The organism is Sphingobium sp. FG58 (genome assembly GCF_057809055.1).
On sequence record NZ_JBMDJF010000022.1, the window covers coordinates 19,960 to 43,843 of the forward strand.

22 protein-coding genes are annotated in these 23,884 nt (G+C 64.2%); 14 read left to right on the forward strand and 8 right to left on the reverse strand.

What is annotated here, in order from left to right; genetic code table 11:
- Positions 1–3: 3 nt before the first annotated feature.
- Positions 4–378 (reverse strand): PDZ domain-containing protein, encoded by a 375-nt coding sequence (locus ACODR8_RS17665; RefSeq protein WP_489008496.1) that lies wholly within the window; start codon positions 376–378, stop codon positions 4–6.
- 80 nt (positions 379–458) lie between these two features.
- On the opposite strand from ACODR8_RS17665, the gene ACODR8_RS17670 reads away from it, so the two are divergent.
- The 4 genes from ACODR8_RS17670 to ACODR8_RS17685 all read left to right on the forward strand — a co-directional run bounded on the left by ACODR8_RS17670 (position 459) and on the right by ACODR8_RS17685 (position 5,778).
- Positions 459–1,244 carry an AcvB/VirJ family lysyl-phosphatidylglycerol hydrolase gene (locus ACODR8_RS17670; RefSeq protein ID WP_489008473.1) on the forward strand — a complete coding sequence of 262 codons (786 nt, stop codon included), beginning with the start codon at positions 459–461 and terminating at the stop codon, positions 1,242–1,244.
- Between the two features lie 3 nt (positions 1,245–1,247).
- Positions 1,248–1,655, forward strand: coding sequence for a DUF2147 domain-containing protein (locus ACODR8_RS17675; protein ID WP_489008474.1), 408 nt, complete (start codon positions 1,248–1,250; stop codon positions 1,653–1,655).
- Between the two features lie 7 nt (positions 1,656–1,662).
- Positions 1,663–4,227: a bifunctional lysylphosphatidylglycerol flippase/synthetase MprF gene (gene mprF / locus ACODR8_RS17680; protein ID WP_489008475.1), complete on the forward strand. Its 2,565-nt coding sequence runs from the start codon at positions 1,663–1,665 to the stop codon at positions 4,225–4,227.
- Positions 4,228–4,326: 99 nt separating this feature from the next.
- The gene (locus tag ACODR8_RS17685; RefSeq protein ID WP_489008476.1) at positions 4,327–5,778 is read left to right on the forward strand and encodes an AcvB/VirJ family lysyl-phosphatidylglycerol hydrolase; all 1,452 of its coding nucleotides are present in this window, start codon (positions 4,327–4,329) and stop codon (positions 5,776–5,778) included.
- Between the two features lie 69 nt (positions 5,779–5,847).
- Here ACODR8_RS17685 and ACODR8_RS17690 read toward each other — a convergent pair whose 3' ends face one another.
- Positions 5,848–6,492: a hypothetical protein gene (locus ACODR8_RS17690; RefSeq protein WP_489008477.1), complete on the reverse strand. Its 645-nt coding sequence runs from the start codon at positions 6,490–6,492 to the stop codon at positions 5,848–5,850.
- A gap of 115 nt (positions 6,493–6,607) precedes the next feature.
- Here ACODR8_RS17690 and ACODR8_RS17695 point away from each other — a divergent pair, with 115 nt between their 5' ends.
- Positions 6,608–8,881: a TonB-dependent receptor gene (locus ACODR8_RS17695; RefSeq protein WP_489008478.1), complete on the forward strand. Its 2,274-nt coding sequence runs from the start codon at positions 6,608–6,610 to the stop codon at positions 8,879–8,881.
- 22 nt (positions 8,882–8,903) lie between these two features.
- A complete protein-coding gene (locus tag ACODR8_RS17700) occupies positions 8,904–10,550 on the forward strand; it encodes an alkaline phosphatase D family protein (protein ID WP_489008479.1) in 1,647 nt (548 codons plus the stop codon).
- A gap of 80 nt (positions 10,551–10,630) precedes the next feature.
- Here the strand turns inward: ACODR8_RS17700 and ACODR8_RS17705 are convergent, their stop codons facing one another.
- Complete coding sequence (locus ACODR8_RS17705; protein ID WP_489008480.1) at positions 10,631–11,455, reverse strand: HpcH/HpaI aldolase/citrate lyase family protein; 825 nt, start codon at positions 11,453–11,455, stop codon at positions 10,631–10,633.
- Positions 11,456–11,532: 77 nt separating this feature from the next.
- Here ACODR8_RS17705 and ACODR8_RS17710 point away from each other — a divergent pair, with 77 nt between their 5' ends.
- The 4 genes from ACODR8_RS17710 (at position 11,533) to ACODR8_RS17725 (ending at position 14,701) form a co-directional block, all read left to right on the forward strand.
- On the forward strand, positions 11,533–12,504 hold the full coding sequence (locus ACODR8_RS17710; RefSeq protein ID WP_489008497.1) for an SPFH domain-containing protein: 972 nt from the start codon (positions 11,533–11,535) through the stop codon (positions 12,502–12,504).
- 307 nt (positions 12,505–12,811) lie between these two features.
- Positions 12,812–13,255 carry an NfeD family protein gene (locus ACODR8_RS17715; protein WP_489008481.1) on the forward strand — a complete coding sequence of 148 codons (444 nt, stop codon included), beginning with the start codon at positions 12,812–12,814 and terminating at the stop codon, positions 13,253–13,255.
- 147 nt (positions 13,256–13,402) lie between these two features.
- Positions 13,403–14,158 carry a hypothetical protein gene (locus ACODR8_RS17720; protein ID WP_489008482.1) on the forward strand — a complete coding sequence of 252 codons (756 nt, stop codon included), beginning with the start codon at positions 13,403–13,405 and terminating at the stop codon, positions 14,156–14,158.
- On the forward strand, positions 14,159–14,701 hold the full coding sequence (locus ACODR8_RS17725) for a type II toxin-antitoxin system VapC family toxin (protein ID WP_489008483.1): 543 nt from the start codon (positions 14,159–14,161) through the stop codon (positions 14,699–14,701).
- Between the two features lie 51 nt (positions 14,702–14,752).
- On the opposite strand, the gene ACODR8_RS17730 is transcribed toward ACODR8_RS17725, so the two are convergent.
- Together ACODR8_RS17730 and ACODR8_RS17735 are read right to left on the reverse strand one after the other, a co-directional pair.
- A complete protein-coding gene (locus ACODR8_RS17730; protein WP_489008484.1) occupies positions 14,753–15,172 on the reverse strand; it encodes a type II toxin-antitoxin system VapC family toxin in 420 nt (139 codons plus the stop codon).
- Complete coding sequence (locus ACODR8_RS17735) at positions 15,172–15,423, reverse strand: type II toxin-antitoxin system prevent-host-death family antitoxin (RefSeq protein WP_294133538.1); 252 nt, start codon at positions 15,421–15,423, stop codon at positions 15,172–15,174. The genes ACODR8_RS17730 and ACODR8_RS17735 overlap by 1 nt, the downstream gene beginning before the upstream one ends.
- 111 nt (positions 15,424–15,534) lie before the next feature.
- On the opposite strand from ACODR8_RS17735, the gene ACODR8_RS17740 reads away from it, so the two are divergent.
- Both ACODR8_RS17740 and ACODR8_RS17745 read left to right on the forward strand, forming a co-directional pair.
- Positions 15,535–15,996: a hypothetical protein gene (locus ACODR8_RS17740; RefSeq protein ID WP_489008485.1), complete on the forward strand. Its 462-nt coding sequence runs from the start codon at positions 15,535–15,537 to the stop codon at positions 15,994–15,996.
- Between the two features lie 85 nt (positions 15,997–16,081).
- Positions 16,082–17,908, forward strand: a complete 1,827-nt coding sequence (locus ACODR8_RS17745) for a DUF885 domain-containing protein (RefSeq protein ID WP_489008486.1) — start codon at positions 16,082–16,084, stop codon at positions 17,906–17,908.
- Positions 17,909–18,262: 354 nt separating this feature from the next.
- Here the strand turns inward: ACODR8_RS17745 and ACODR8_RS17750 are convergent, their stop codons facing one another.
- From ACODR8_RS17750 to ACODR8_RS17760, 3 genes are all read right to left on the reverse strand, one after another.
- Positions 18,263–19,099, reverse strand: a complete 837-nt coding sequence (locus ACODR8_RS17750; protein WP_489008487.1) for a ferredoxin--NADP reductase — start codon at positions 19,097–19,099, stop codon at positions 18,263–18,265.
- A gap of 144 nt (positions 19,100–19,243) precedes the next feature.
- The gene (locus tag ACODR8_RS17755; protein WP_119746441.1) at positions 19,244–19,561 is read right to left on the reverse strand and encodes a hypothetical protein; all 318 of its coding nucleotides are present in this window, start codon (positions 19,559–19,561) and stop codon (positions 19,244–19,246) included.
- Between the two features lie 115 nt (positions 19,562–19,676).
- On the reverse strand, positions 19,677–21,281 hold the full coding sequence (locus tag ACODR8_RS17760) for a phosphoenolpyruvate carboxykinase (RefSeq protein ID WP_489008488.1): 1,605 nt from the start codon (positions 21,279–21,281) through the stop codon (positions 19,677–19,679).
- 294 nt (positions 21,282–21,575) lie between these two features.
- Here ACODR8_RS17760 and ACODR8_RS17765 point away from each other — a divergent pair, with 294 nt between their 5' ends.
- Together ACODR8_RS17765 and ACODR8_RS17770 are read left to right on the forward strand one after the other, a co-directional pair.
- Entirely contained in the window at positions 21,576–22,280 is a 705-nt protein-coding gene (locus ACODR8_RS17765) for a response regulator transcription factor (protein ID WP_294133525.1), read from the forward strand.
- Positions 22,249–23,847, forward strand: a complete 1,599-nt coding sequence (locus ACODR8_RS17770; protein ID WP_217672664.1) for an ATP-binding protein — start codon at positions 22,249–22,251, stop codon at positions 23,845–23,847. The genes ACODR8_RS17765 and ACODR8_RS17770 overlap by 32 nt, the downstream gene beginning before the upstream one ends.
- Positions 23,848–23,884 lie beyond the last annotated feature (37 nt).

The following is a 23,884-nucleotide window of genomic DNA, read 5'->3' on the forward strand; positions in this document are numbered from 1 at the left end:
CTTCTAACCGATGCCGGCCTTGCCGCACTGCCAGATTATCGTCCGATAGGGAATGCCATGACGTTCGAGCATGAGCGGCATGGCGCAATGTCCCGGCGCGCGCACCAGTTTGCGCGCCGCCCCCAGCGTCACCGTCGGTCGGCCCGCCATGCCGGTCAACTGGTCCCCGACCTGAATACCGTGGCGATCGGCGATGCCGCCGCTGCGCAGGCTGGTCACCACGATGCGGTGGCGGTCATCCTCGCCCAACGTCAGGCCCATGGCATCGCTGACGGCCGTAGGGGATGAAGGCGCACGCTCCAGCCGGGTCGCCAACAGCGGCGCAAAGGACGCCAGCACCATGGCGGCCGCGTAGAAGGGGCGGGCGGACCAGATCATCACCGCCCTTCTAGCCACCACCGTCTGTCGCCGCGCTGTCCGCTACATGACATAGAGTTCATGCAAAGGTCACCGATCCGATGGATATGGGGGCGCAGAAGGACGACGATAACAGAGCAGAGGTCCGACCGATGATGCGCAGGCGTAATAGGCGATGGATGGTGGCCGTCGGTGCGCTGCTGGTGGCGATCCTGCTGGAATTTGCCTGGATCGGCTATCTGGGTGGCGGTCTCTTCACGCCGATGCGCCCTGTCCCTTATCATCCCCGGCCAGGCGCACCGGTCGCGATCCTGTGGTCGGGCGACATGGGATTTCGCGTCGGAATGGCGCCCGATGTCGCGGCCAGGCTGGTCGCCGACGGCATACCGGTCGTCGGCGTCAATTCGCTGCGCTATTTCCGCACGACCCGAACCGCATCCGATGCCACCGCGCTGCTGGAGACGGCGATCGGGCAGGCGCGCAGGATCAACCCCAAGGCACAGCTGCTGCTGGTCGGCCAATCCTATGGCGCGGACATGATGCATGTTGCGCTCAGCCAACTGCCGCGCGCCGAGCGGTCCTCGATCGGGCTGGTGGCGCTGGTGGTGCCGGGGGCGACGGTCGAATATAGGGCGTCGCCATCGGAAATCTTCACCTTCGCCATGGCGGAGACCGACGCGCTGCCGACCGCGCGTCAGCTGAGCTGGACACCCTTGCTCTGTATTCAGGGGCGCGACGAGACGTCGAGCCTGTGTCCCTTGCTGCATCAACCCAACGCCCAGTCGGTCGCATTGCCCGGAGGCCATCGGCTGAACGGCGATGTCGATGCGGTTTATGCCATGTTGCGCGCGGCGATGATGCGCGCCCACCTTATCGGAAGGGCGTGACCCATGCCGCGCCTCCGCCTGTGGCTGATCTTCGCCGGAGCGCTGCTGCTGCCGCAGGCTGCCTTCGCCATAGCCCCGATCGAGGGCAACTGGGTCAATCCGCATGGCAGTGTGGTGGTGACGACGGGCGCCTGCCGCGATGCGCTATGCGGCTGGGTTCGCTGGGCCGATGCCCACGCCACTGCCGATGCAGCCGACGCGGGCGTCACCCATCTGGTCGGCACCGAATTGCTCCAGGATTATCATTCTCGCGGGCCGGGCCGCTGGGCCGGCTACGTCTTTGTACCCGACAGGGGCCGCAGCTTTTCATCCACGATCGAGCAGCTCGACGCCGACCGTTTGAAGATATCGGGCTGCCTGCTGCGCGGCTGGCTGTGCAAAAGCCAGATCTGGACGCGGCAACGGGGGTGATGACAGCATGATCGATCGCATGACGGCGGCCCGCCTGTTCCAGCGGCATCGCATGACCCTCTCGGTCGGCATCGTTCTGCTGCTGGCCGCTTTGGGTTTCGTGGCGCTCGACCATCTGTTGCAGGATGTTCGCCTGCATCAGGTCCGGCTGGCCTGGCATATGCTGCCCACCGCCAGCCTGCTGGCGGCAGCAGCGCTGACGGCGATAAGCTATCTGACGCTGACGCTCTACGACGTATCGGCATTGCGGGCGATCGGCCGACCGCTCCCCTATCGCATAGCCGCCCTTGCATCCTTCACCAGCTACACGCTCAGCCATAATCTTGGCCTGTCGCTGCTGACCGGCGGGTCGGCGCGCTACCGGATCTACAGCGCGGCGGGCCTGCCCTTAAGCGATATCGCCCGCGTGGTGATGATCGCGAGCGCGACCTTCTGGAGCGGGGTGTTCGTGCTGGCGGGCGCGATGCTGGTGTGGCGTCCGCAGGTCATGGCGATCGGCGCGCTGGCGGGACCGGCGGAGCTGCTGCGGGCGCTGGGCATCGCGCTGCTGCTCGCGATGGCAGGCCTCGTCGTCTGGGCGGGGCCGCGCGGACGCACGATCCGGCTGCGCGGCTGGAGCGCGCCGGTTCCGCCAGCAACGGGCATCATGGCGCAGGTCGGCATCGGCGCGATCGACCTCGCCGCCGCCAGCGCCGCGCTGTTCGTTCTGGTCCCCGGCATCGGCCTCGACCAATGGCCCGCCTTCTTCATCGGCTACACGCTGGCGATCATCGCCGTCCTCATCACCCATGTGCCAGGCGGCATCGGCGTGTTCGAAGCGGTGATGCTGGCCGCACTGCCCGGCACGGGACGGCCTGAACTGGTCGCCGCGCTGCTCGCCTATCGCCTGATCTATTATGTCGCGCCTTTGCTCCTGGCCGTTGTGATCGTCCTGTTGCAGGAGGGCAGCCGATGGCACCGGCCGATCGCGCGCACGCTCATCGGTATGCGGGCCGTCGCATCGGGCCTTGCACCCATGATGATGGCCGCGCTGGTCTTTCTGGGCGGCGCGGTGCTACTGGTATCGGGATCGCTGCCGACCGTGCCGGGCCGGGCCGCAACCCTCTCCACCCTGCTCCCCCTGCCCTTGACCGAGATATCGCATCTGGCCGGCAGCCTTGTGGGCGCAGCGCTGCTGATCCTGTCGGCTGGCCTCTATCGACGGCTGGACGGCGCCTTCTGGCTGACGCGCCTGCTGCTGATCGCGGGCGCGGCCTTTTCGCTGCTCAAGGGCCTGGACTATGAGGAAGCGGTGGTGATGCTGCTGATCGCAGGCGCCCTGCAATGGACCCGTCCGGCCTTTTATCGCCGAACGCACCTGCTGGCCGAAGCCTTCTCGCCGGGCTGGCTGGCGACCGTCGCGGTGATGGTCGGCCTGTCGATCTGGATCGGCTTTTTCGCCTATAAGCATGTCGATTATCAAAATGACCTGTGGTGGCAATTTGCCCGGCGTGGGGATGCGTCGCGTTTCCTGCGGGCCAGCTTTGCCGTGGCGATCCTGCTGGCGGGCGTCGCGTTCCTGCGCCTTTTCCAGCCTGCCGCACCCGCCCGGCAGGATGTCAACGCCGCCGTCGGCCCAAGCGAAGCGGCCATGGCGCTGGCCCAGCGGACCGACGCCAATCTGGCCTTGACCGGCGACAAGCGCTTCCTGCTGTCGGCGACGGGCCAGGCCTTCCTGATGTATCAGATACGCGGCCATAGCTGGATCGTGATGGGCGATCCTGTCGGCGCTGAAGTGGAATGGAGCGACCTGCTCTGGACCCTGCGCGAACAGGTCGATGCCGCGCAGGGTCGCCTGCTGCTCTACCAGATCAGCGCCGCCGCCTTGCCGCTGGCGATCGAACTGGGGTTGCAGATCACCAAATATGGCGAAGAGGCGCATGTCCCGCTCGACCGCTTCACGCTGGAGGGGCCGGACGCCAAGCCGTTGCGCTACGCCGAACGGCGCGCAACGCGCGAAGGCGCGACCTTCGCCATCGTCGCTGCCGCCGACCTGCCTGGAATCATCGACGAACTGGCGGAGATTTCGGCGCACTGGCTCGCGGCCAAGCGGCATCGGGAAAAAGGGTTCAGCGTCGGTCGCTTCGATCCCGCCTATCTGGCGCATTTCGATTGCGCGGTCGTGCGCGTGCAGGGACAGATCGTCGCCTTCGCCAATATATGGAAAACGCAGGACCGGTCGGAACTGTCGGTCGACCTGATGCGCCACCGCGACGATATGCCCTATGGCACGATGGATTTTCTGTTCATCCATCTGATGCAATGGGGGCAGGCGCAGGGCTATGCCTGGTTCAACCTGGGTATGGCGCCGCTTTCGGGGCTGGACGCACGGCGGCTGGCCCCCTTCTGGTCGCGACTGGGCGCGATGCTCTATCAGCATGGCAATGCGCTCTACGGCTTTGAAGGACTCCGCGCCTATAAGGAGAAATTCTCGCCCGAATGGGATGCGCGCTTCGTCGCCGGACCACAGGGCCTGACCTTCGCCCGCACCCTGATCGATCTCCAGGCGCTGATCGGCAGCGGCGGCGCATAGGGTGCAGACCCATAAATGACGAACTTGTCATCTGCCCGTAAATGGCGGGACAGTTGCGTCGGCGCATGATGCCTGCCGGTTGAAACGGGGTTGCCGGCCATGCGCAGGATCATTCGGACCATCTCCACCCTCATTGCCGGCAGCTTGCTGCTCGCCACCGGTGTCGGTGCGCCGGTCAGCGCTTCGGCGGACCGGGGGGTGAAGGTGTCGGCCTATAGCCTCGCGCCATTTGGGGGAATCCGGCTCTATCGCCCCGGCGACCCACCCCGCGCGACGGCCCTGTTCCTGTCCGGGGATGGCGGGTGGAACGCAGGCACGGCGGCCATCGCCCATGATCTGGCGGAGCGCGGCATATTGGTGGCGGGCGTATCCACCCCCACCTTCCTGCGCGCGCTGGAGCGGGGCCGGGAGCGCTGCATCAATCCCAACTATGCGCTGGTCGCACTGGCGCGCGATGTCCAGCATCGCGCGGGCGTCCGTGCCTATATGAAGCCCATCATCATCGGCTATTCGGCAGGCGCGACGCTCGCCTATGCCAGTCTGGCGCAATGGCCCGACGGTGCCTATCGGGCCGTCATATCGCTGGGTTTCAGCGCGGACATGCCAGGCCGCAAGCCCTGGTGTTCCGCACCGGGCTTTACCGCCCACGCCATTGCAAAGCCCAGCCGCGGCTGGCTGTTCGTCGCCAACCGCCGGATCAAACTGCCCTGGATCGTGGTCCAGGGCAGGCGCGACACGGTGGTCGATTTTGCCGCCGCCCGGCGCTTCGTCGCGGCCGTGCCGCACGCCCGCCTGATCGACCTGCCCCAGGGCGATCATGGCTTTGCCGACCGCACCCGCTGGATGCCGCGCCTGATGGCCGCGCTGGGGCCGATACTCAGCCCCGTCGACGCCGCCAACGTCGCCGACCTGCCCCTGACCATCGTGCCGCCAGCCAGGCGCGGCGACCATGACGACAGGATGGCGGTCATCTATTCGGGCGACGGCGGCTGGGTCGGGCTGGACCGCGACATCGCCAGCCAGCTGGCGGCCAAGGGCATCCCGGTCGTCGGCATCGACAGCCTGTCCTATTTCTGGAGCCAGCGCACGCCAGCGGGCGCAGGACAGGATCTGCGCCACATCATTGCGGCCTATAGCGCGCGCTGGCACCGGCCGCGCGTCATGATGATCGGCTATAGTTTCGGCGCGGATGTGCTGCCCGCGATCGTCGGCACGCTCGACCCGCAAACGCGCGACCATATCGCCAGCCTGTCGCTGCTGGGGCTTGGGCCGACCGCCGATTTTCAGTTCCACCTCGCATCATGGCTGAACCTCGATTCGGCCCAGGCCCAGCCAACCGTACCCGCGATCATGCGCCTGCGCGACGTCCCCATCCGCTGCATCCGCGGCACGCTGGAGGAAGAAAGCGCCTGCCCGGCCATTCCGCGCCGCTTCGCAACGCAGATCGTCGTGCCGGGCGGCCATCATTTCGGACGCAATGCCGCGTTGCTCGCCAACATCGTCCTGGGCCAAGGCAATGGTAGCGCCATCCGGTCATCGACCGCGGCATAGTCCAAGGCCGCCGCCCAGGTCAGATCGAACCCGGCAGGCCGTCCCTGATTGCCGACGCAGGCATGGACATCAATCCGCAAGCCAGCTGTCCGCATCCTCCATGCTGGAAAAGAATCGCGTGAAGGAGGATTGGCCCAGACGTGTCGCCTGCATCTTCTGAAGCGAGCTGCTGGACGTCACTAACGCCAGGCGGGCAACGCCGTCTCCTATCCGCCCGACGACGCCCTGCAGCGCCTCGGCAACATCGCGTGTTTGCACGGCATGTTCTCTCAGGTCGACAAGGACGTCGAATTGACGGATCGCGCCTGAACGCATGATATCCCGGACCATGGATCTTACGCTATCTTCATAGTGCTGGACCTGAGCCAAATCCCAAAGGCCGCGCAAAGAAATATTCAACAAGCGGCGGTCCTGCTCGAACAGGATGGTGAAGGGTTCATGACTCATGGCACGGCCTGCCGCATCGGCACAGGTCGTATTTTCCAGGAAATAGAAGCCGCCTCGGTCCGTCGCCACATCACCTGCTATCGCTCCTCCTTCTTCGCGCCCTTGTCCTTCGGACGCTGGAAGCGAGTCTGGCGCGGTGGATCGATAGAAACGCCATGCCGCGTTACGAACTCGTTTCGTTACGTTGCGATCATGTAGTGAAAAATGGGGGTGGTGTATAGACGCGCTGGTCGGCCCCCTGATCTGGTCGAGGAACCGGTCTTGCATGACATTGTAATATCTGAACTTTCATAACATTGTCATATCCCGGCCACCGGCGAGTCACATCCTTCCGGCAACGGCGTCCCCATCCATAAAGGGGGTTCGCACCATGACACGCCGTATGAAAATTTTTGCCGTCCTGCTCGCCAGCAGCACCGCTTTCCCCGCCATCGCCCAGACCGCCACGCCCGACGTAGAGGCCGCAGGTGGCGAACAGATCATCGTCACCGCCCAGAAGATCGAACAGCGCGCAATGGACGTGCCGATCACCATCTCGGCCGTCAGCGGCAAGCGGATGGAGCAAATCGGCGTTTCGGACCTCGACGAACTGTCCAACTATATTCCCGGCCTCAACATTCAGGAACAGAGCGCCAACAATCCCGGCATCGTCATTCGCGGCATTACGTCGGACAGCGGATCGGCCCAGCAGGCGCCGCGCGTCACCCTCTATTATAATGGCGTCGATATTTCCCGCTCGCGCGGCTCCTATCAGGATATCTACGATATGGAGCGGATCGAGGTCATCAAGGGACCGCAGGCCACCTTGTTCGGCACCGCGTCGGCGGTGGGCGCGATCAGCATGATCTCCGCCCGGCCCAAGCCCGGCTTCTCGGCCGAACTGACCGCCGGCTACGGCAATTATGATTCCAAACTGCTCAGCGGCTTCGTCAATGGCGGGTCGGACAAGGTCGCGGGGCGCATCGCCTTCGCCTGGAAAAAGCGCGACGGCTATGTGCAGAACCTGTCCGCGACGCAGGACGATCTCTATGCCCGTGACCAGTTGGGCGTGCGCGGCTCGCTGCGCCTGAAGCCGACCGAAAACTTCACCGCCGACATCATCCTGACCTATGACCGTCAGCGCAATTCCGGCACGCCCTTCATTTCCCGCGCGCTGCCGACCTCGGACGGGCCGGGCAACCCCTTCGGCGCCGCCAATCTGAGCGGTTCTCCGCTATCGTCTGCCGTGCTGGGCGGCGACAAGCTGGGCCTGCACCGCGACGTCTATGACGCGAACCTGACCTTCAGCTGGGACTTCGCCGACGACTGGACGCTGACGATGGTCAATGGCTATCGCAAATTCGACAGCAACGAAGTCTTTGATGCCGACGGTTCGGCCGCCTGGTATCTGGAATTTGCCGAGGAGGCGAAGGGCTGGCAGGCAAGCCATGAAACCCGCTTCTCCTACGCTGGCGACCATTTCCGCGGCGCGTTCGGCTGGAACATGTTTCGTGAGGACAATCATCAACGTGTGCCTTTCTCGACCGAAGAAGGCACCTATCTTCAGTGCGCCGCGCGCCTGATCCCCGGCCTCGCCTGTATCGCAGCCGACGGCACCGTCACCGCGTCGCAGGCGACCGCGATCCTCACCAACGGCGCAGCCACCGTCATTCCCTACAGCTCGGTCTATGAAAATCAGGGCAAGAATGACAGCTATTCGATGTTCGCCGACGGCACCTGGCTTGCCAGCCCGTCGCTGGAACTGACGGCGGGCATCCGCGCGCTTATCGAAAAGCGCCGGTCGGGCTATGTGACCAACGTGCCCAATTCCGTGCTGAGCCGCGCGCCGCTCATTCCGGGTCAGGTCAACACCAACGGCCGCGTCCTGCGGACCGAAGACAGCTTCGCCGCCTTCCTGCCGCGCTTCAACATCCTCTATCGTTTCTCGCCCAATCTGAACGGCTTTGCCACCGTGTCGAAGGGCCGCCGTTCACCGACCGTCAGCCTGGACGCCGCCGCTGGCGGCGTCGCCCGCATCAACCGGATCGCTGAGGAAAATGTCTGGAACTATGAAGTCGGGCTGAAGGGCAATAGCGGCATCTTCTCCGGTTCGCTGGGCGTCTATTATCAGACATATGACAATTTCCAGGTCAGCGTGACTGGCAGCGACGGCGTTACCCGCACGGTCAGCGCAGGCACGGCCAGCAACCTTGGCGTTGAAGCGGAAGTCGCGATCCAGCCCACCAGCTGGCTCAACATCTTCGCCAATGGCGGCTATATCGACGGCGGCATCGACGACAAGGCGGCCAATGGCCGCTTCGCCGGGGACAAGTTCCGCCTCCAGCCCAGATTTCAGGCGGCGGCTGGCTTCACCGTCGATGCCCCGCTCGGCAATGGCATGCGCCTCTTTGCGACGCCCAGCCTGACCTATCGCAGCAAAATCTATTTCGAAGTGCCAAATACCGAAGCGATCAGCCAAAAGGGCGTGATGCTGGTCAACCTGCGCGCAGGCGTCAGCTTCGCGGAGGATCGCTACGAAATTTCCGCCTTCATGCGCAATGCGACGGACAGGAATTACCTGCTCGACGCTGGCAATACCGGCGGCGCCTTCGGCATCCCGACCTACATCCCTGCCGAGCCGCGCTTCTACGGCGCGCAGCTGACCGGCCGTTTCTGATCGGCACGAGGAAGGAACAGCCATGAGCTTCACCATCGACCGCCGCCTGCTCATCAAGGCCAGCATAGTCGGCCTGGCCGCCCTGCCCATTCCCGGCGTTGCGCAGATATTGAGCGCACGCGGCTTCACCCATGGCGTCGCCAGCGGTGAGCCGGGCGCGAACTCCGTGCTGCTCTGGACCCGCTATGTCGGGTCGGGCGACAGCAAGTTGCGCGCCGAAATCGCCACCGACCCGGCCTTTGCGAAGGTCGTGTCGGGCGGCGAAGTCACGGCCCGTGCCGATGCCGATCACACGGCGAAAATAACCGTCACCGGCCTTCAGCCCGGCCAATGGTATTTCTACCGCTTCATCGCGCCCGATGGCCGGATCAGCCGGATCGGCCGCACCCGCACCCTGCCGCAGGGTGACGTGTCCCGCTTCGGCATCGGTCTCTTCTCCTGCTCCAACATGCCCTTCGGCTTCTTCAACGCCTATGGCCATGCCGCCGCGCGCGACGATATCGACCTGGTCATCCATTGCGGCGACTATCTCTACGAATATGATCGCGGTCATTATCCCAGTCTGGAGGACGCCGTTCCCGGCCGGATCATCGAACCGGCGAACGAGATGGTGACGCTGGCCGATTATCGCCTGCGCTACGCTTCCTACCGGCTCGACCCCGATCTTCAGGCACTCCACGCCGCCTTCCCGATGATCGCCCAGTGGGATGATCATGAACTGGCGAACGACGCCTATAAGGACGGCGCGGAAAATCATCAGCCCGACAAGGAAGGCGAATGGTCCGTGCGCAAGGCGGCGGCGGAGAAGGTCTATCGCGAATGGATGCCCGTCTCCGACGCAATGTATGACAGTTTCCAGATCGGCACGCTGGCCACCATCTTCCGTCCCGAAACCCGGATCACCGCGCGCAACAAGCAGTTGAGCGTCCGCGACGCGATCGCCGGGCGCGGTGACATCGCCAAGGCGCTCGCCGACTTCCGCGATGGCGCCTGGAGCGCGCAGGATCGCACCCTGATGGGCGCGGCGCAGGAAAAATGGCTCTATGACGGCTTCGGCAAGTCCAGGAAAGACGGCACCGCCTGGCAGATCCTCGCCCAGCAAGTGATCATGGGCTATGGCCGTTTCCCGACCAACGCGGCCGATTGGGTGCCAGCCAATGGCCCGGAGATCGTGCGCAAGACGCTGGCGGGCGCGGTCGCCGCGTCGCAGGCGGGCCTGCCCTATAATATGGACAGCTGGGACGGCTATCCCGCGGCGCGCAACCGCCTGTACGACGCGGCGCTTGGCGCCGACGCCGACCTCATCGTCCTGTCGGGCGACAGCCACAACGCCTGGGGCTATAATCTGGGCGATCGCGGCCCCGGTCAGGGCGGCGGCAAGGACCGGGTCGGCGTGGAATTCGCCGGTCACAGCGTCACGTCGCCGGGCTTTGAAGCCTATGCCAAGGGGGTGCCGCCAGCCAACATCGCCGCCGCCCTGCGCGCGGTCAATCCGGGCATGGCCTTCTGCGACACCAGCCAGCGCGGCTATGTCTCGCTGGAGGTGACACCGCAGCAGGTCGCCGGCTCCTGGCACTTCATGAAGGACATCCGCACCCGCACGACCGAGTTGGCGGGTACGCACCGCATGACGGTGCAGCGCGGCGCGAAGCGGCTACAGGACGCCTGATCAAGGAAGTACCCGCCTCGGCCGAGTAACAGCGAGAGCCTCGTCTCCACCCGCAATTATCCGGTGGAGACGAGCGCGCATCAGGCTGACAGCGCCCCCACCGCCTCTGCCCGCGCCACCAGCGCGCGCGCTTCCTCGACATGCATCGTCTCGATCATCCGCCCCTCGAACCGCTCCGCCCCGCCGGTCGCCGCCTCGATCAGCCGCCGCGCGTCGGCCAGCGCCTGCGCATCCGGCCCGTACACTTCGTTCGCCACCGCCACCTGCGCGGGATGGATCAGCGTCTTGCCGTCGAAGCCCAGTGCATGGCCCGCCACACATTCCGCCGCCAGCCCGTCCAGATCATCCAGCCGGTTATAGACCCCGTCGAACACCGCGATCCCCGCCGCCCGCGCCGCCAGCAGCACCGCCTGCATCGCATGGCTCAGCCCCTCGCGCCCCGCGCCCGCCGGTATGCCAAGGTCGCGGCGCAGGTCGTTCACCCCCATGAACAGCCCCGCGCACCCCTCGCCCGCCGCGATGGACGGCGCGGCCAGCACGCCTTTCGCGCTCTCGATCATCGCGATCACCGGCTTTTGCGCCACGCTGAACACATCGCGCACCTGCTTGGCGCTCTCCACCTTGGGCAGCACGACATAGTCGACCGCCGCCCCCTTCATCGCGACCATCTCCGCCCCGTGCCAGGGCGTCCCTTCCACATTGATCCGCACGCCGGTCAGCCTGCTCCCGAACCCTTCGGCCAGCGCCGCCACCGCCCCGGCGCGCGCGTCCGCCTTCGCCTCGTCCATCACCGAATCCTCCAGGTCCAGTATCACCATGTCGCACGGCAATCCCCTCGCCTTGGCGATGGCGCGCGGGTTGGACGCGGGCAGGAACAGCAGCGAACGGGCATGGCGCAGCAACATGGGCAGACTCTCCTTGGTTTGACTTTCCCCGTTAACGAATAAGGCGCATAGTCCAAGCCTCTTTCGGGGAGACCATGATGCTGACGACCTTCGCCCTCACCCTCACCGCGCTCGTCCTCTTCTACCTCGCCGTCAGTGTGAAGGTGGTGCGGCAGGGTTATCAATATACCATCGAACGGTTCGGCCGCTTCACCGAAGTCGCCCGCCCCGGCCTCAATTTCTACCCCGCCTTCTTCTACGCCGTCGGGCGCAAGATCAACATGATGGAGCAGGTGGTCGATATTCCGGGGCAGGAAATCATCACCAAGGACAACGCCATGGTGTCGGTCGACGGCGTCGTGTTCTTTCAGGTGCTGGACGCGGCCAAGGCGGCCTATGAAGTGTCCGAACTCTATGTCGCGATCATGCAACTGGCCACCACCAACCTGCGCACCGTCATGGGATCGATGGACCTCGACGAAACCCTCTCCAAACGTGACGAGATCAACGCGCGGCTGCTATCGGTGGTCGATCATGCCACCAACGCCTGGGGCATCAAGATCACCCGCGTCGAGCTGAAGGACATCCGCCCGCCCGCCGACATCGTCAACGCCATGGGCCGCCAGATGAAGGCCGAACGCGAAAAGCGCGCCAACATATTGGATGCCGAAGGCGCACGCGCCGCCGAAATCCTGCGCGCCGAGGGCGAGAAGCAGGGCCAGATCTTGCAAGCCGAAGGCCGCCGCGAAGCCGCCTTCCGCGACGCCGAAGCCCGCGAGCGCGAGGCGGAGGCCGAAGCCAAGGCGACCCAGATGGTCTCCGACGCGATTTCCGCCGGCAACCCGCAGGCGCTCAATTACTTCATCGCCCAAAAATACACCGAAGCCGTCAGCCAGTTCGCCACCAGCCCCAATGCCAAGACCATCCTCTTCCCGGTCGAGGCCACCCAGCTGATCGGCACGCTGGGCGGCATCGGCGCCTTGGCGCGCGAAGCCTTGGGCAGCGACAATACGCCAACGCCACCCCCGCCAGCGCCACGCCGTGGCCCCTTCGGCCAAAGCCAGGGGTAAGCGCGATGGGTGCGGCCCGACACCATCCCCGGTTCGCGACCAGTTCCCCACCTCCGTTCGTCCTGAGCCTGTCGAAGGATCGGCTGAGCCTGTCGAAGCCCCTACCCTTCCTGCCCTCGCAAACCAGCGCCAGTCCCACACCCCCACCGGAAATTATGTCCAGCCACCAACCACCCCGTCATCCTCGCGAAGGCGGGGACCCATCTCCCAACCTCTCCACCCAACGCCACGCTTGCGAGACGGATTGGCTGACGCCGAACATCGTTCGCCCGCGCGGGCATGACGGAAGCAAAGAGACCCCCACCCCATGACCCTCAATACCCTGCTCGAAGATCATTGGGCCTGGCTGGTCCTTGCCGCCTTGCTGGGGATCGCCGAAGTGATGATCCCCGGCGTGTTCCTGATCTGGATCGCCATCGCCGCCGCCATCACCGGCCTGACCGCACTAGCGCTCCCCATCGGCCTGCCCCTGCAACTGCTGCTGTTTGCGGCCTTGAGCATCGCCGCCGTCTGGGCCGGTCGCCGCTGGTACACCGACCACCCCGTCGCCTCCACCGACCCCCTCCTCAACGACCGCACCGCCCGCCTGATCGGCCAGACCGTCACCGTGGTGGAAGCCATCACCAACGGCGAAGGCCGCGTCAAAGTCGGCGACAGCGTCTGGACCGCGGCGGGCGCGGACGCAGCGGTCGGCACACGGGTGCGCGTGATCGCGGCTGAGGGGACGGTGTTGCGGGTGGAGGGGGTTTGAGGAGGCATTTACAACCGATTTGCGATATTTTTGAAACTATTTGGGTGCTTCCGCATGGAACGGACTTAAATCTTGCATCGTCTGGCTTGGCAGACGATTAACCTCTAATATGATACACCGAATGCTCTTCGTTGGGCATATTAGGATTTGGGCAGCAAGCGCGTGGCAAAAGGTTACAGCTTTACGATCAGCGAAAGTTATTCGCCAAAGACGATCCCGTTGGATCGCCTGGCGGCATATATTGCTGGCGTTGCTCGTCTCCTTGGTGAGAGCGCAAACGTCCATTTGGACACGATCGAGGAGGGTTCGGTTGCGATCCGAGTGGACGTCGATGAACCTGCTCGACCGAAAGTGCGTGAGCGCGTTCGGTCAATCCGAGCTGGTTCCGCACCTAAAGACGCGCTGAAGGCCTATAAAGATCTCGACGACATGCTGCTCAAGGACAATGCGATTGGTTCACTAGCTGGCGATTCGGAAGATGTCGTTGTTCCGTTCCCTGGAAAGCGTCGGCCACAGGCTATCGTGTTCGGTCCTTTTCGGCAGGCAGGCCATATTGACGGACAGGTCTATCGAATTGAAGGAAAAGACGACACAAAACATGTCGGGGTGCGCGACGGGAACCGTGATTATGGCAGCCTCATCACTAGCGAGGCTGTCGCGCTGAGACTGCGACACCAATTGTGGGATAAGACTCTTCGCTTCCACGGTGTCGGCAGCTGGGTCCGTCACGGCAATGGATCATGGGAACTAAAAAGCTTCCGTATCAACGATTTCGAGGTACTCGACGAGGCGCCGCTAGAGGACGTCGTGATGCGACTGCGAGCAGTGTCGGCCGCAGAGTTGTCGAAAGTGCCAGATGCCATTCAACGTCTGCTGGCTGATCGGCATGAAGGGGACGCTTGAATGATCGTCGCTTTCGATGCCAGTGTGCTTGTCTTTCTCCTTGATGAAAATGCGTCTGCTCCCTTGGGCGAAAATGGCACGCCGATCGCCGATTGCCATAAGCGGGTCTCACATCTGATTGCAGAATTACAGCGCGCTAGAGCCAAGATCGTGATCCCTGCGCCTTCGTTGGCAGAGGTTTTGGTCTACGGTGGATCAGCGGCAGCTGAATGGTTGAGCATCCTGAATACGTCGCGGCATATCGTGATCGCGCCATTCGATGAGCGTGCAGCTGTAGAATATTCGGTCATGGAGCGTATGAGGGTGGCTGGCCCACGGACCGGATCGTCTCGCCCGAAGGCAAAGTTCGATCAACAAATTGTCGCGATTGCAAAAGTAGAAGGCGCAGACCGAATATACAGCGACGATAAAGATATTCGACGCCTGTGGAACGATCAAGATCAGGTGATTGGTATGGGCGGCCTGCCGCTACCACCAGCTGATGCTCAGATGTCGATCCAGTTTGATCCGCACATCAATGATACAGATGAACCAACAGACTGATAGAATCTATCTGGGCATTTCCCGTCGTTGCTGGACGTTATAAATCGCCCCCTACCCCACCCAAGGATCAACCACCCCCACCCCTGTCCCCTCAAAATCCCGAACATTGCGCGTCACCACGGTCAGCCCATGGACCAGCGCCGTCGCCGCGATCCAGCCGTCGCGTTCGCTCACCGGGTCGGGGACATGCAGTCCGGCACAGGCCACCGCCACCGCACCGTCCATCGCCAGCACCCGCCCCGCAAAACCGGGCCTGACGATTTGATCGAGCCAGCGGCGCAGGCTTGTCCCCTGCGCGGCATCGCGGCGCTCGATCCGTACCACGCCCAGTTCCAGCTCGAACAGGGTCATCGCCGAAACAAAGGTCGTGCTGGGGTCGGTCGCCTTCAGCCATGCCACGACCTGCGGCGCGGCACGGCCCGACCGCATCTTGCGGCTTTCCGAAATGACATTGGTGTCGATCAGGAACATCAATCCAGCTCGGCGGCACGCGATGCGATCTGCGCCTTTGGCGGGTCGAAATCGAAATCCTGATCATCATCGGGCATCAGCAGGTCGAACAGCGACGCGCCATGCCCGGCCAGCCGCTCATAATCGCGGATCGCCAGTACGACGAGCGAGGGCTTGTTGCGGTCGGTGATGAACACCGGGCCGGACTGCGCCGCCCGCTTGATGCTGCCGGGGTCGCGGTTGAATTCCCGGCTGGTGAAGGTCGCGGTCATCGGCATATCCCATATGTCGTTACATACAGACATAATATGTCGTCATTCCGCTGTCAACGCTCCGCCCTCCCCCCTGTCCTACAACCCGTCTCCCATGCCATGCTCCCCGTCATGCCCGACTCTCCCGACCTTCTCCACTTCACCCCGGTCCCGCTCCAGCGCCGCGCGCGCGGCTGGACGCCTGATGCGCAGGTGGCGTTCATCGCCGCGCTGGCCCAGTGCGGCATCGTCGCGCACGCGGCGCGGAGCGTCGGCTGTTCGCCGCGGTCGGCCTATCATCTGCGCGCGCGGCCCGGCGCGGACAGTTTCGCCGCCGCCTGGGACTGGGCGATCGAAATGGGGCTGGATGCCGCGCGGGATCGCGCCATGGCACTGATCCATGACGATGCGCCGCGACCGCTCTTCCGGGGCAGGCGGGAGGTTGGCTATCGCACCGGGCCGGACCATCGCATCATGTTCGCGGCGCTGCGGTCGCTGGCGGGCGACGTCGAAGGGCTGCGCGCCCACATGCCCCATCGTGTGCGGATCGACCAGCGCGAGCAGACGGAACAGGCGCGCAGCCATTTGTTATGATCTGTCGCCAATAGGAAATATCATGTCGCATTTACCGGGAAATATGCGAAGTTAAGCGGCAAATATCCTATCCCGGAGCGCTTGCATGACTGCCACTCGCCGCGATTTCCTTGTCGCCGGTTCCTCCGCCTTCGCGCTGGCCGCCCTGCCCGCCCGCGCCGCCACCGAAACACCAGACGCCCGCGCCGAAGCGACTCTCGCCACCATGGCCGAAGCGATGCTGGCCGATGCCCCCGAAAGCGCCAGCGGGCTAGGCATCGACACCGGCCCGCGCGCCGCGCTCAAACACCGGCTCGGCAATAAAAGCCCCGCGGGCCAAGCGCAGATCGCCGCCCATGTGACCGATCGGCTGAGCAAACTCCGCGCTATCGACCTTGCCCCGCTCTCCCCCGTCACCCGCACCAATGTGGAGGTCACCCGCGCCGCGCACGAACTGGCGGCGGAAGGGTTCGCCTTCCCCTTCGGCGACATGGCGATGATGAACAGCAACTGGTCCTACCGCAACGCGCCCTATGCCGTCGCCCAAAACACCGGCAGCTTTGTCGAGACCCCCGATTTCCTCGATAGCAACCACGCCATCGCTACCCCCGCCGATGCCGACGCCTATCTCGATCGCCTGACCGCCTATGCCGCCAATCTGGCGGGCGAGACGGAACGGCTGCGCCATGACGCAGGCATTGGCGTCACCGCCCCCGCCTTCCTGCTCGACAAGAGCATTGCCCAGATGGAGGCGGTGCGCGCCCTGCCGTTCGACCAGTGGGTGCCGGTCGCCTCCATCGCCCGCCGCACCGCGTCGATGCCCGGCGACTATGCGGCGAAGGCGCTCCAGATCGTGCGGGACAAGGTGGCCCCGGCGCTCGCCGCCCAGGTCGCCGAACTCAAACGCCAGCGCGCCACCGCCACTATGGACGCAGGCGTGTGGAAGCTGCCGCAGGGCGAGGCCTATTATGCCTGGGCGCTCAAAGCCGGGACCACGACCACCATGACCCCGGACGACGTGCATAGACTAGGGCTGGAGCAACTCGCCGCGCTGCAATCGGAAATGGACGGGCTGCTCAAGGGTCTGGGCATGACCAAGGGGACCGTGGGCGAACGGATGACCGCGATGGGCAAGGACCCGCGCTATCTCTTCCCCAATGACGACAAGGGGCGCGCGCAAATATTGGCCTATATTGACGGCCGCCTGACCGACATCCGCGCCCGTCTGCCCCGCGCCTTCGCCACGCTCGTCACCGCCAAGCTGATCGTCAAGCGCGTGCCGGTGGAGATAGAGGCGGGCGCGCCCGGCGCCTATGCCGGGGCCGGGTCCATCGACGGGACGATGCCCGGCAATTACTATATCAATCTGCGCGATACCAGCATCTGGCCGCGTTACGGCCTGCCGACGCTCACCTATCATGAAGGGATACCGGGCCATATCTGGCAAGGCGAATATACGTATAAACTGCCGCTGATCCGGTCCCTGCTCGCCTTCAACGCCTATAGCGAGGGCTGGGCGCTCTATGCCGAGCAATTGGGCGACGAACTGGGCGCCTATGACGGCGATGTCGCGGGGCGGCTGGGCTATCTCCAGTCGATCGCCTATCGCTGCTGCCGTCTGGTGGTCGACACCGGCCTCCACGCCAAGCGCTGGACCCGCGAACAGGCGATCCACTGGTTCGCCACCACCAACGGCTCGACGGTCGAGGATGTGCAGGGCGAGGTCGATCGCTACTGCGCCTGGCCAGGGCAGGCCTGCGGCTACAAGGTCGGCCATGGCGAAATCAACCGCTTGCGCACCATGGCGAAAACCGCACTGGGCGACCGCTTCGACTATCGCCTGTTCAACGACGCCGTGGTCAAGGGCGGCGGCGTGCCGATGACCGTGCTGGCCGGGCATGTCGAGGCATGGGTGGCGGAGCGACGATCGTGACAAACCTTCTCCCTCAAGGGAGAAGGATATGCAGCCTTACTGGCGCAGCCAGTTAGGCGAAGTTGGATGAGGGTGTGCTACGCCATGATGGCACGCTTCCGACAAGTCGGACACCCTCACCAGCTGCGACTAGTGGATTGATTTTGACACTTGCATCCCCTGGCGGCTGGGATGGGTCTGCAAATGTCAAAATCGTAAAATCCACTAGAATCAAAAGAATGCTAGTGGTCCGAAAAGATTCTGACATTTGAACACGCCTTATCCCATAGGGTAGCAAATGTCAGAATCGGACCACTAGGCAGCAAGCTGCCAAGTCTGCGCAACCTCTCCCTCAAGGGAGAGGATAAACCACCTTTACCCCACAAACGCCCGCTCGATCACGAACTGCCCCGGCGCGGCATTCGAGCCTTCGGTAAAGCCGTTCGCTTCAAACCAGGCCGCGAACTGCTTGATCATCTCCATGCTGCCGCACATCATGATCCGGTCGGTTTCGGGATCGAACCTGGGTGCGCCCGGAATCCCCTCGAACAGCACCCCGCTCTCGACGAGCTTGTCGATCCGCGCGGTATGGCCGTCAAACGGCTCGCGGGTCACGGTCGGCACATAATGGAACTGGGCGGGCGCCTGTTCCGACACCAGCGGATCCTCCGCCCATTTGGATTCCAGCTCCTCGCGGAAGGCCAGATCGCTCACCCGGCGCACTGAATGGACCGCCACGACCTGCTCGTAAAATTCATAGACGTCCGGGTCACGCGAGAGGCTCAGGAACGGGGCCAGGCCCGTGCCGGTCGACAGCATGAACAGCCGCTTGCCCGGCAGCAGCGCGTCGGTCACCAGCGTCCCGGTCGGCTTGCGGCCCAGATAAATCTGGTCGCCCGGCTCGATCAGCTGAAGCTTGCTGGTCAGCGGACCATCCTCGACCTTGATCGACAGAAATTCCAGCTCCTCGTCCCACGAAGGACTGGCGACCGAATAGGCGCGCAGCAGCGGCTTGCCATTTTCGCCCTTCAGGCCGATCATCACAAACTCGCCGGAGCGGAAGCGGAAGCTGGCCGGGCGGCTGATGCGGAAGCTGAACAGATGCTCGTTCCAGTGCCGCACCGACAGCACCGTTTCCACGCTCAGCGCGCCGGTGGGTTCCAAGTGCGGCTTTTCGATCGTCACGTCGGTCAAGACCTTCTTCCTTGCCATCTATGCGCGCCTGCCGGGCGGGCAACGCCAGTTGCGTATCGTTCGCAACAACTGATATTAGCCGCGAATGGAGCCAACGCCGCATGAAGGCAAGGCGAAAAAAACTTGGGGGGCCGATAGCTGGCCCCCGCCGTCATCAGGATTTCAGCCGAACAGCCCCTTGGCCAGGCCGCCCAGTTCATTGAGCGGATTGCCGTCGCCATCACGATCGAACATCCCGCCAAGCTTCCCCAATATCGCTTCGGGACCGCCGAACTGGCCCAGCAATTCCTGCAACTTGTCCGCCGACACGCCATGTTCCGCCGCCGTTTCAGCGAGCGCGGCCACGCTGGTTTCGCCCGACCCGATCTTGCCGCTGATTTCGGTCATCAATCCCTGCATCTGTTCCGGCGTCACGCCGATCTGCGCCGCGATCGCTTCCAGACCGCCTACCTTGCCAATGAGATCGTCGAACATGCCCATCATCGTCACTCCTGCTTCACAACGTCGGGCAGCATAGCATCGTTACGCATGTGCAAAAAGAAAAAGGGCCGGAAGGATCGCTCCCCCGGCCCCGATTTTTCACGATTGCGCCGGATCAGGCGGCGACGGTCAGCGCCGCGCTGCGGACGCCCTCGTCCACATGATCCTCAAACTGCGCGAAATTGTCGACGAACTGCTTGACCAGCACGGCGGCGGTTTCGTCATAGGCGTTGGCGTCCGCCCACATCGCGCGCGGATCCAGAATGGTCGATTCGACACCAGCGACCGCCACCGGCACGTCGAAGCCGAAATTGGGATCGGTGCGGAATTCGGCTTGGTTCAGGCTGCCGTCGAGCGCGGCATTGAGCAGCGCGCGGGTGACCTTGATCGGCATCCGCTTGATCCCCGGCATCGTCGCCTTGCCACCGGCCCAGCCGGTATTGACCAGCCAGCAGGTAACCCCGCCCTTGTTGATCCGCTCTTTCAGCAGATTGCCATAGACGCTGGGGTGACGCGGCATGAAGGGCGCGCCAAAGCAGGTAGAGAAGGTCGCGGTCGGCTCGGTCACACCGATTTCGGTGCCAGCGACCCGCGCGGTATAGCCGGACAGGAAGTGATACATCGCCTGCTCCGGGGTCAGCCGCGCGATCGGCGGCAGGACGCCATAGGCGTCGGCGGTCAGGAAGATGATATTCTTCGGGACCGGACCCAGATTCTTCTCCGACGTGTTGGGGATGAAGTCGATCGGGTAGGAACCGCGGCTGTTTTCGGCCAGGCTATTGTCGTCCAGGTCGATCTCGCGAGTCTCCTCGTCGATCACGACATTTTCCAGCACCGTGCCGAAACGCTTGGTGGTGGCGAAAATCTCCGGCTCGGCCTCGGCCGACAGGTTGATCATCTTGGCGTAGCAGCCACCCTCGAAATTGAACACGGCGGTGTCCGACCAGCCATGCTCGTCATCGCCGATCAGCGTGCGGCTGGCGTCCGCCGACAGGGTGGTCTTGCCCGTGCCGGACAGGCCGAAAAACACAGCGGTGTCGCCGTTCGGGCCGATATTGGCCGAACAGTGCATCGGCATCACGCCCTTCACCGGCAGCAGATAGTTGAGGATGCCGAACACCGACTTCTTCATTTCACCGGCATAGGCGGTGCCGCCGATCAGGATCAGCTTCTCGGTGAAGTTGACCGCCACCACCGTCTCGCTGCGGCAGCCATGGCGCGCCGGGTCAGCCTTGAAGCTGGGCAGGTCGATGATCGTATATTCAGGCGCAAAGCTCGCCAATTCGTCCGCGCTCGGACGGACCAGCAGCGTGCGGATGAACAGATTGTGCCAGGCACGTTCGTTGATGACGCGCACATTGACGCGATGTTCAGGCTGCGAACCGCCAAACAGGTCGGCGACATAGAGCGTGTCTTTCTCGCCCAGCGCCTTGAAAAAATCTTCCTTCAGCGCAGCGAACTGCTCCGGCGTCATGCCGCGATTGGTATCGCCCCACCACACCGTCGATTCGGTTTCGGCGTCGCGGACGATGAACTTGTCCTTGGCGCTGCGGCCGGTATGCTTGCCGGTCTTGACGACCAGCGGGCCGTCCTTCGACAATATGCCTTCGCCGTTGCGGATCGCCGCCTCGACCAAAGGCGCGGTGCCGAGATTCCAGAACTGGACGGCATTGGTCGTAATGCCCTGGTTGACCAGGGTGATTGAGGATTTGGCCTGCACGCCTTTGCTCCTGATGTAATAATTCCGTGTCACAAACATCTGCATATTCGCGACCGGTCCGCCCCTCAGCGCCGCTGTCTTGTGCGCGGCGTCATTCCTGCAGACATTTGGGGGCATAAGGCTTTGCGGATGGTGCGTCAAATCCCTGTGGTCCGGCGTTTGTCCCGAATAGCGACTCTTATACCGCAGGATCGGCTGCACCTGCCTTCCTTGCAGCGCGCGCTGGCATGGTCTAACGCTCTGTCCGCCCCCGTCCTCACATATTCCTGGCCACACATTTTTCTGGGATGCCGCATGACAGCAACCATCGCCCTGGTGGATGACGACAAGAATATCCTGACGTCCGTGTCGATCGCGCTCCAGACCGAAGGCTTCATGACGCGGGTCTATTCCGATCCCGAAGGCGCGCTGAAAGCGCTGCTCGACAATCCTGCCGATCTGGCCGTGTTCGACATCAAGATGCCGCGCATGGACGGCCTCGAACTGCTGCGCCGCCTGCGTGAAAAAAGCCCGATGCCGGTCATTTTCCTGACGTCCAAGGCCGATGAGCTGGACGAGGCGCTGGGGCTGGCGATGGGCGCGGACGACTATATCTCCAAACCCTTTTCCCAGCGGCTGCTGATCGCCCGCATCCGCGCGATCCTGCGCCGCGCCGAAGTCAGCCGCACCCCCGAAACCCCCGACCAGCCAGTCGCCGACCCGATCATCCGCGGGCGACTGGAAATGGACCCGGCCCGTCACAGGGTGAAATGGAACGGGCAGGACGTGACGCTGACCGTCACCGAATTTCTCATCCTCGAAACGCTGGCCGCCCGCCCCGGCGTGGTCAAGAACCGCAACCAGTTGATGGACGCCGCCTATCAGGATGACGTCTATGTCGACGACCGCACCATCGACAGCCATATCAAGCGGCTGCGGCGCAAATTCCGCGAGGTAGATTCCGATTTCAACGCAATCGACACACTCTATGGCGCCGGATATCGCTTCTCCGAAGAGTGACGGCATGGGTGCTGACGGCCTGCGCTGGTCCGGGCGGATCAGCCTCACGCCGCGCATCCTGGCCGTCAACGTCTTTGCGCTGGCGCTGCTGGCGGGGGGATTCTTCTATCTCGACAGCTATCGCACGCGCATCGTCGACGCACGGCTGGAACAGTCCGCGCGGGAGCTGCAATTGCTGGCGATCGGGCTGGAAAGCGCGCCGCCCGAACGGCAGGGCCAGCTGATCGCCGCCTATGCCCGCCAGACCGGCGACCGGGTGCGCCGCTACGCCCCCGACGGCCATCGCCTGTCCGACAGTTTCGCCATGAACGCGCCGCGCTATCGGCTGCGCCAGCCGTCGGAAGAAGGCTGGCAGCGCCATGTCGCCCGTTTCCTGGACAAGGCGATGGACCGGGTCGTATCGGCTGACCGTCCGCCAGACTTTACCGAACCGACCGTCGATCGCGCCGATGCCTGGCCCGAAGTGCAACTGGCGCGCAAGACCGGGCGACCCCAGGCGGTCAATCGCTACGCCCCCGACCGGACCTTCGTGATTTCCGCCGCCATGGTGATGCGCGACGGCACCAGCCTGCTGGCGACCGAAAATGCCCGTGACATCACCCGCACCGTCCGGGCGGAGCGGTTGCGGCTGGGCATGGTGCTGGCCGTCGCCGCGCTCGCCTCGGTGCTGCTCTCGCTGTTCCTGGCCCGCACCATCGTGCTGCCGCTCCAGCGCCTTGCCCGCGCCGCCGTGCGGGTGCGGCTGGGCCGGGCGCGGCAGGTTACCGTGCCGCGCCTGCCCGAACGACGTGACGAAATCGGGATGCTGGCGCGCGCCCTGTCGGACATGAGCCAGGCACTGCGCCAGCGGATCGACGCGACCGACGCCTTTGCCGCCGATGTCAGCCATGAGCTTAAAAACCCCATCGCCTCGCTCCGCTCCGCGCTCGATGCGCTCGATCGGGTCGACCGGCCCGACCTGCGCGCGCAGCTGATGGCGATCGCGCAGGACGATGTCCGCCGCCTCGACCGGCTGGTCACCGACATTGCCGAAGCCTCCCGCGTCGATGCCGAACTCTCGCGCACCCGGTTCGAGCCGATCGATCTGGGCCAGCTGATCGAAAAGATCGTCGGCGCCCATGAAGCGCGCGGCGTGCCGCGCGGCGTCCGCCTCGCCTTCGCCCGCCCGCGCAAGGATGTCGCGGTGGTGCTGGGCGAAGAACAGCGGCTGGTGCGCGTGCTGGAAAATCTGATCGACAATGCCATTTCCTTCTCGCCCGACGGCGGACTGGTTCAGGTGGTCGCAACCGTCGCGGACGATCAGGTGCTGGTCAGTGTGGAGGATGAGGGGCCGGGCGTCCCGGAATCGGAGCGCGAACATGTGTTCCGCCGCTTCCACAGCGTCCGCCCCGAAGGCGAAAGTTTCGGCAAACATTCCGGCCTTGGCCTCGCCATTGCCCGCTCGATCATCGACGGCCATCAGGGCCGCATCAGCATCGCCGACCGGCAAGACGCCCAGAGCGGCGCCTGCTTCATCCTGCACCTTCCCATGGCGGTGGCGCGCGATCCCGGCATGGTGTCGGAATGATCGCCATCGCCCGGCCATCGCGGTTGGCGACGGCCCG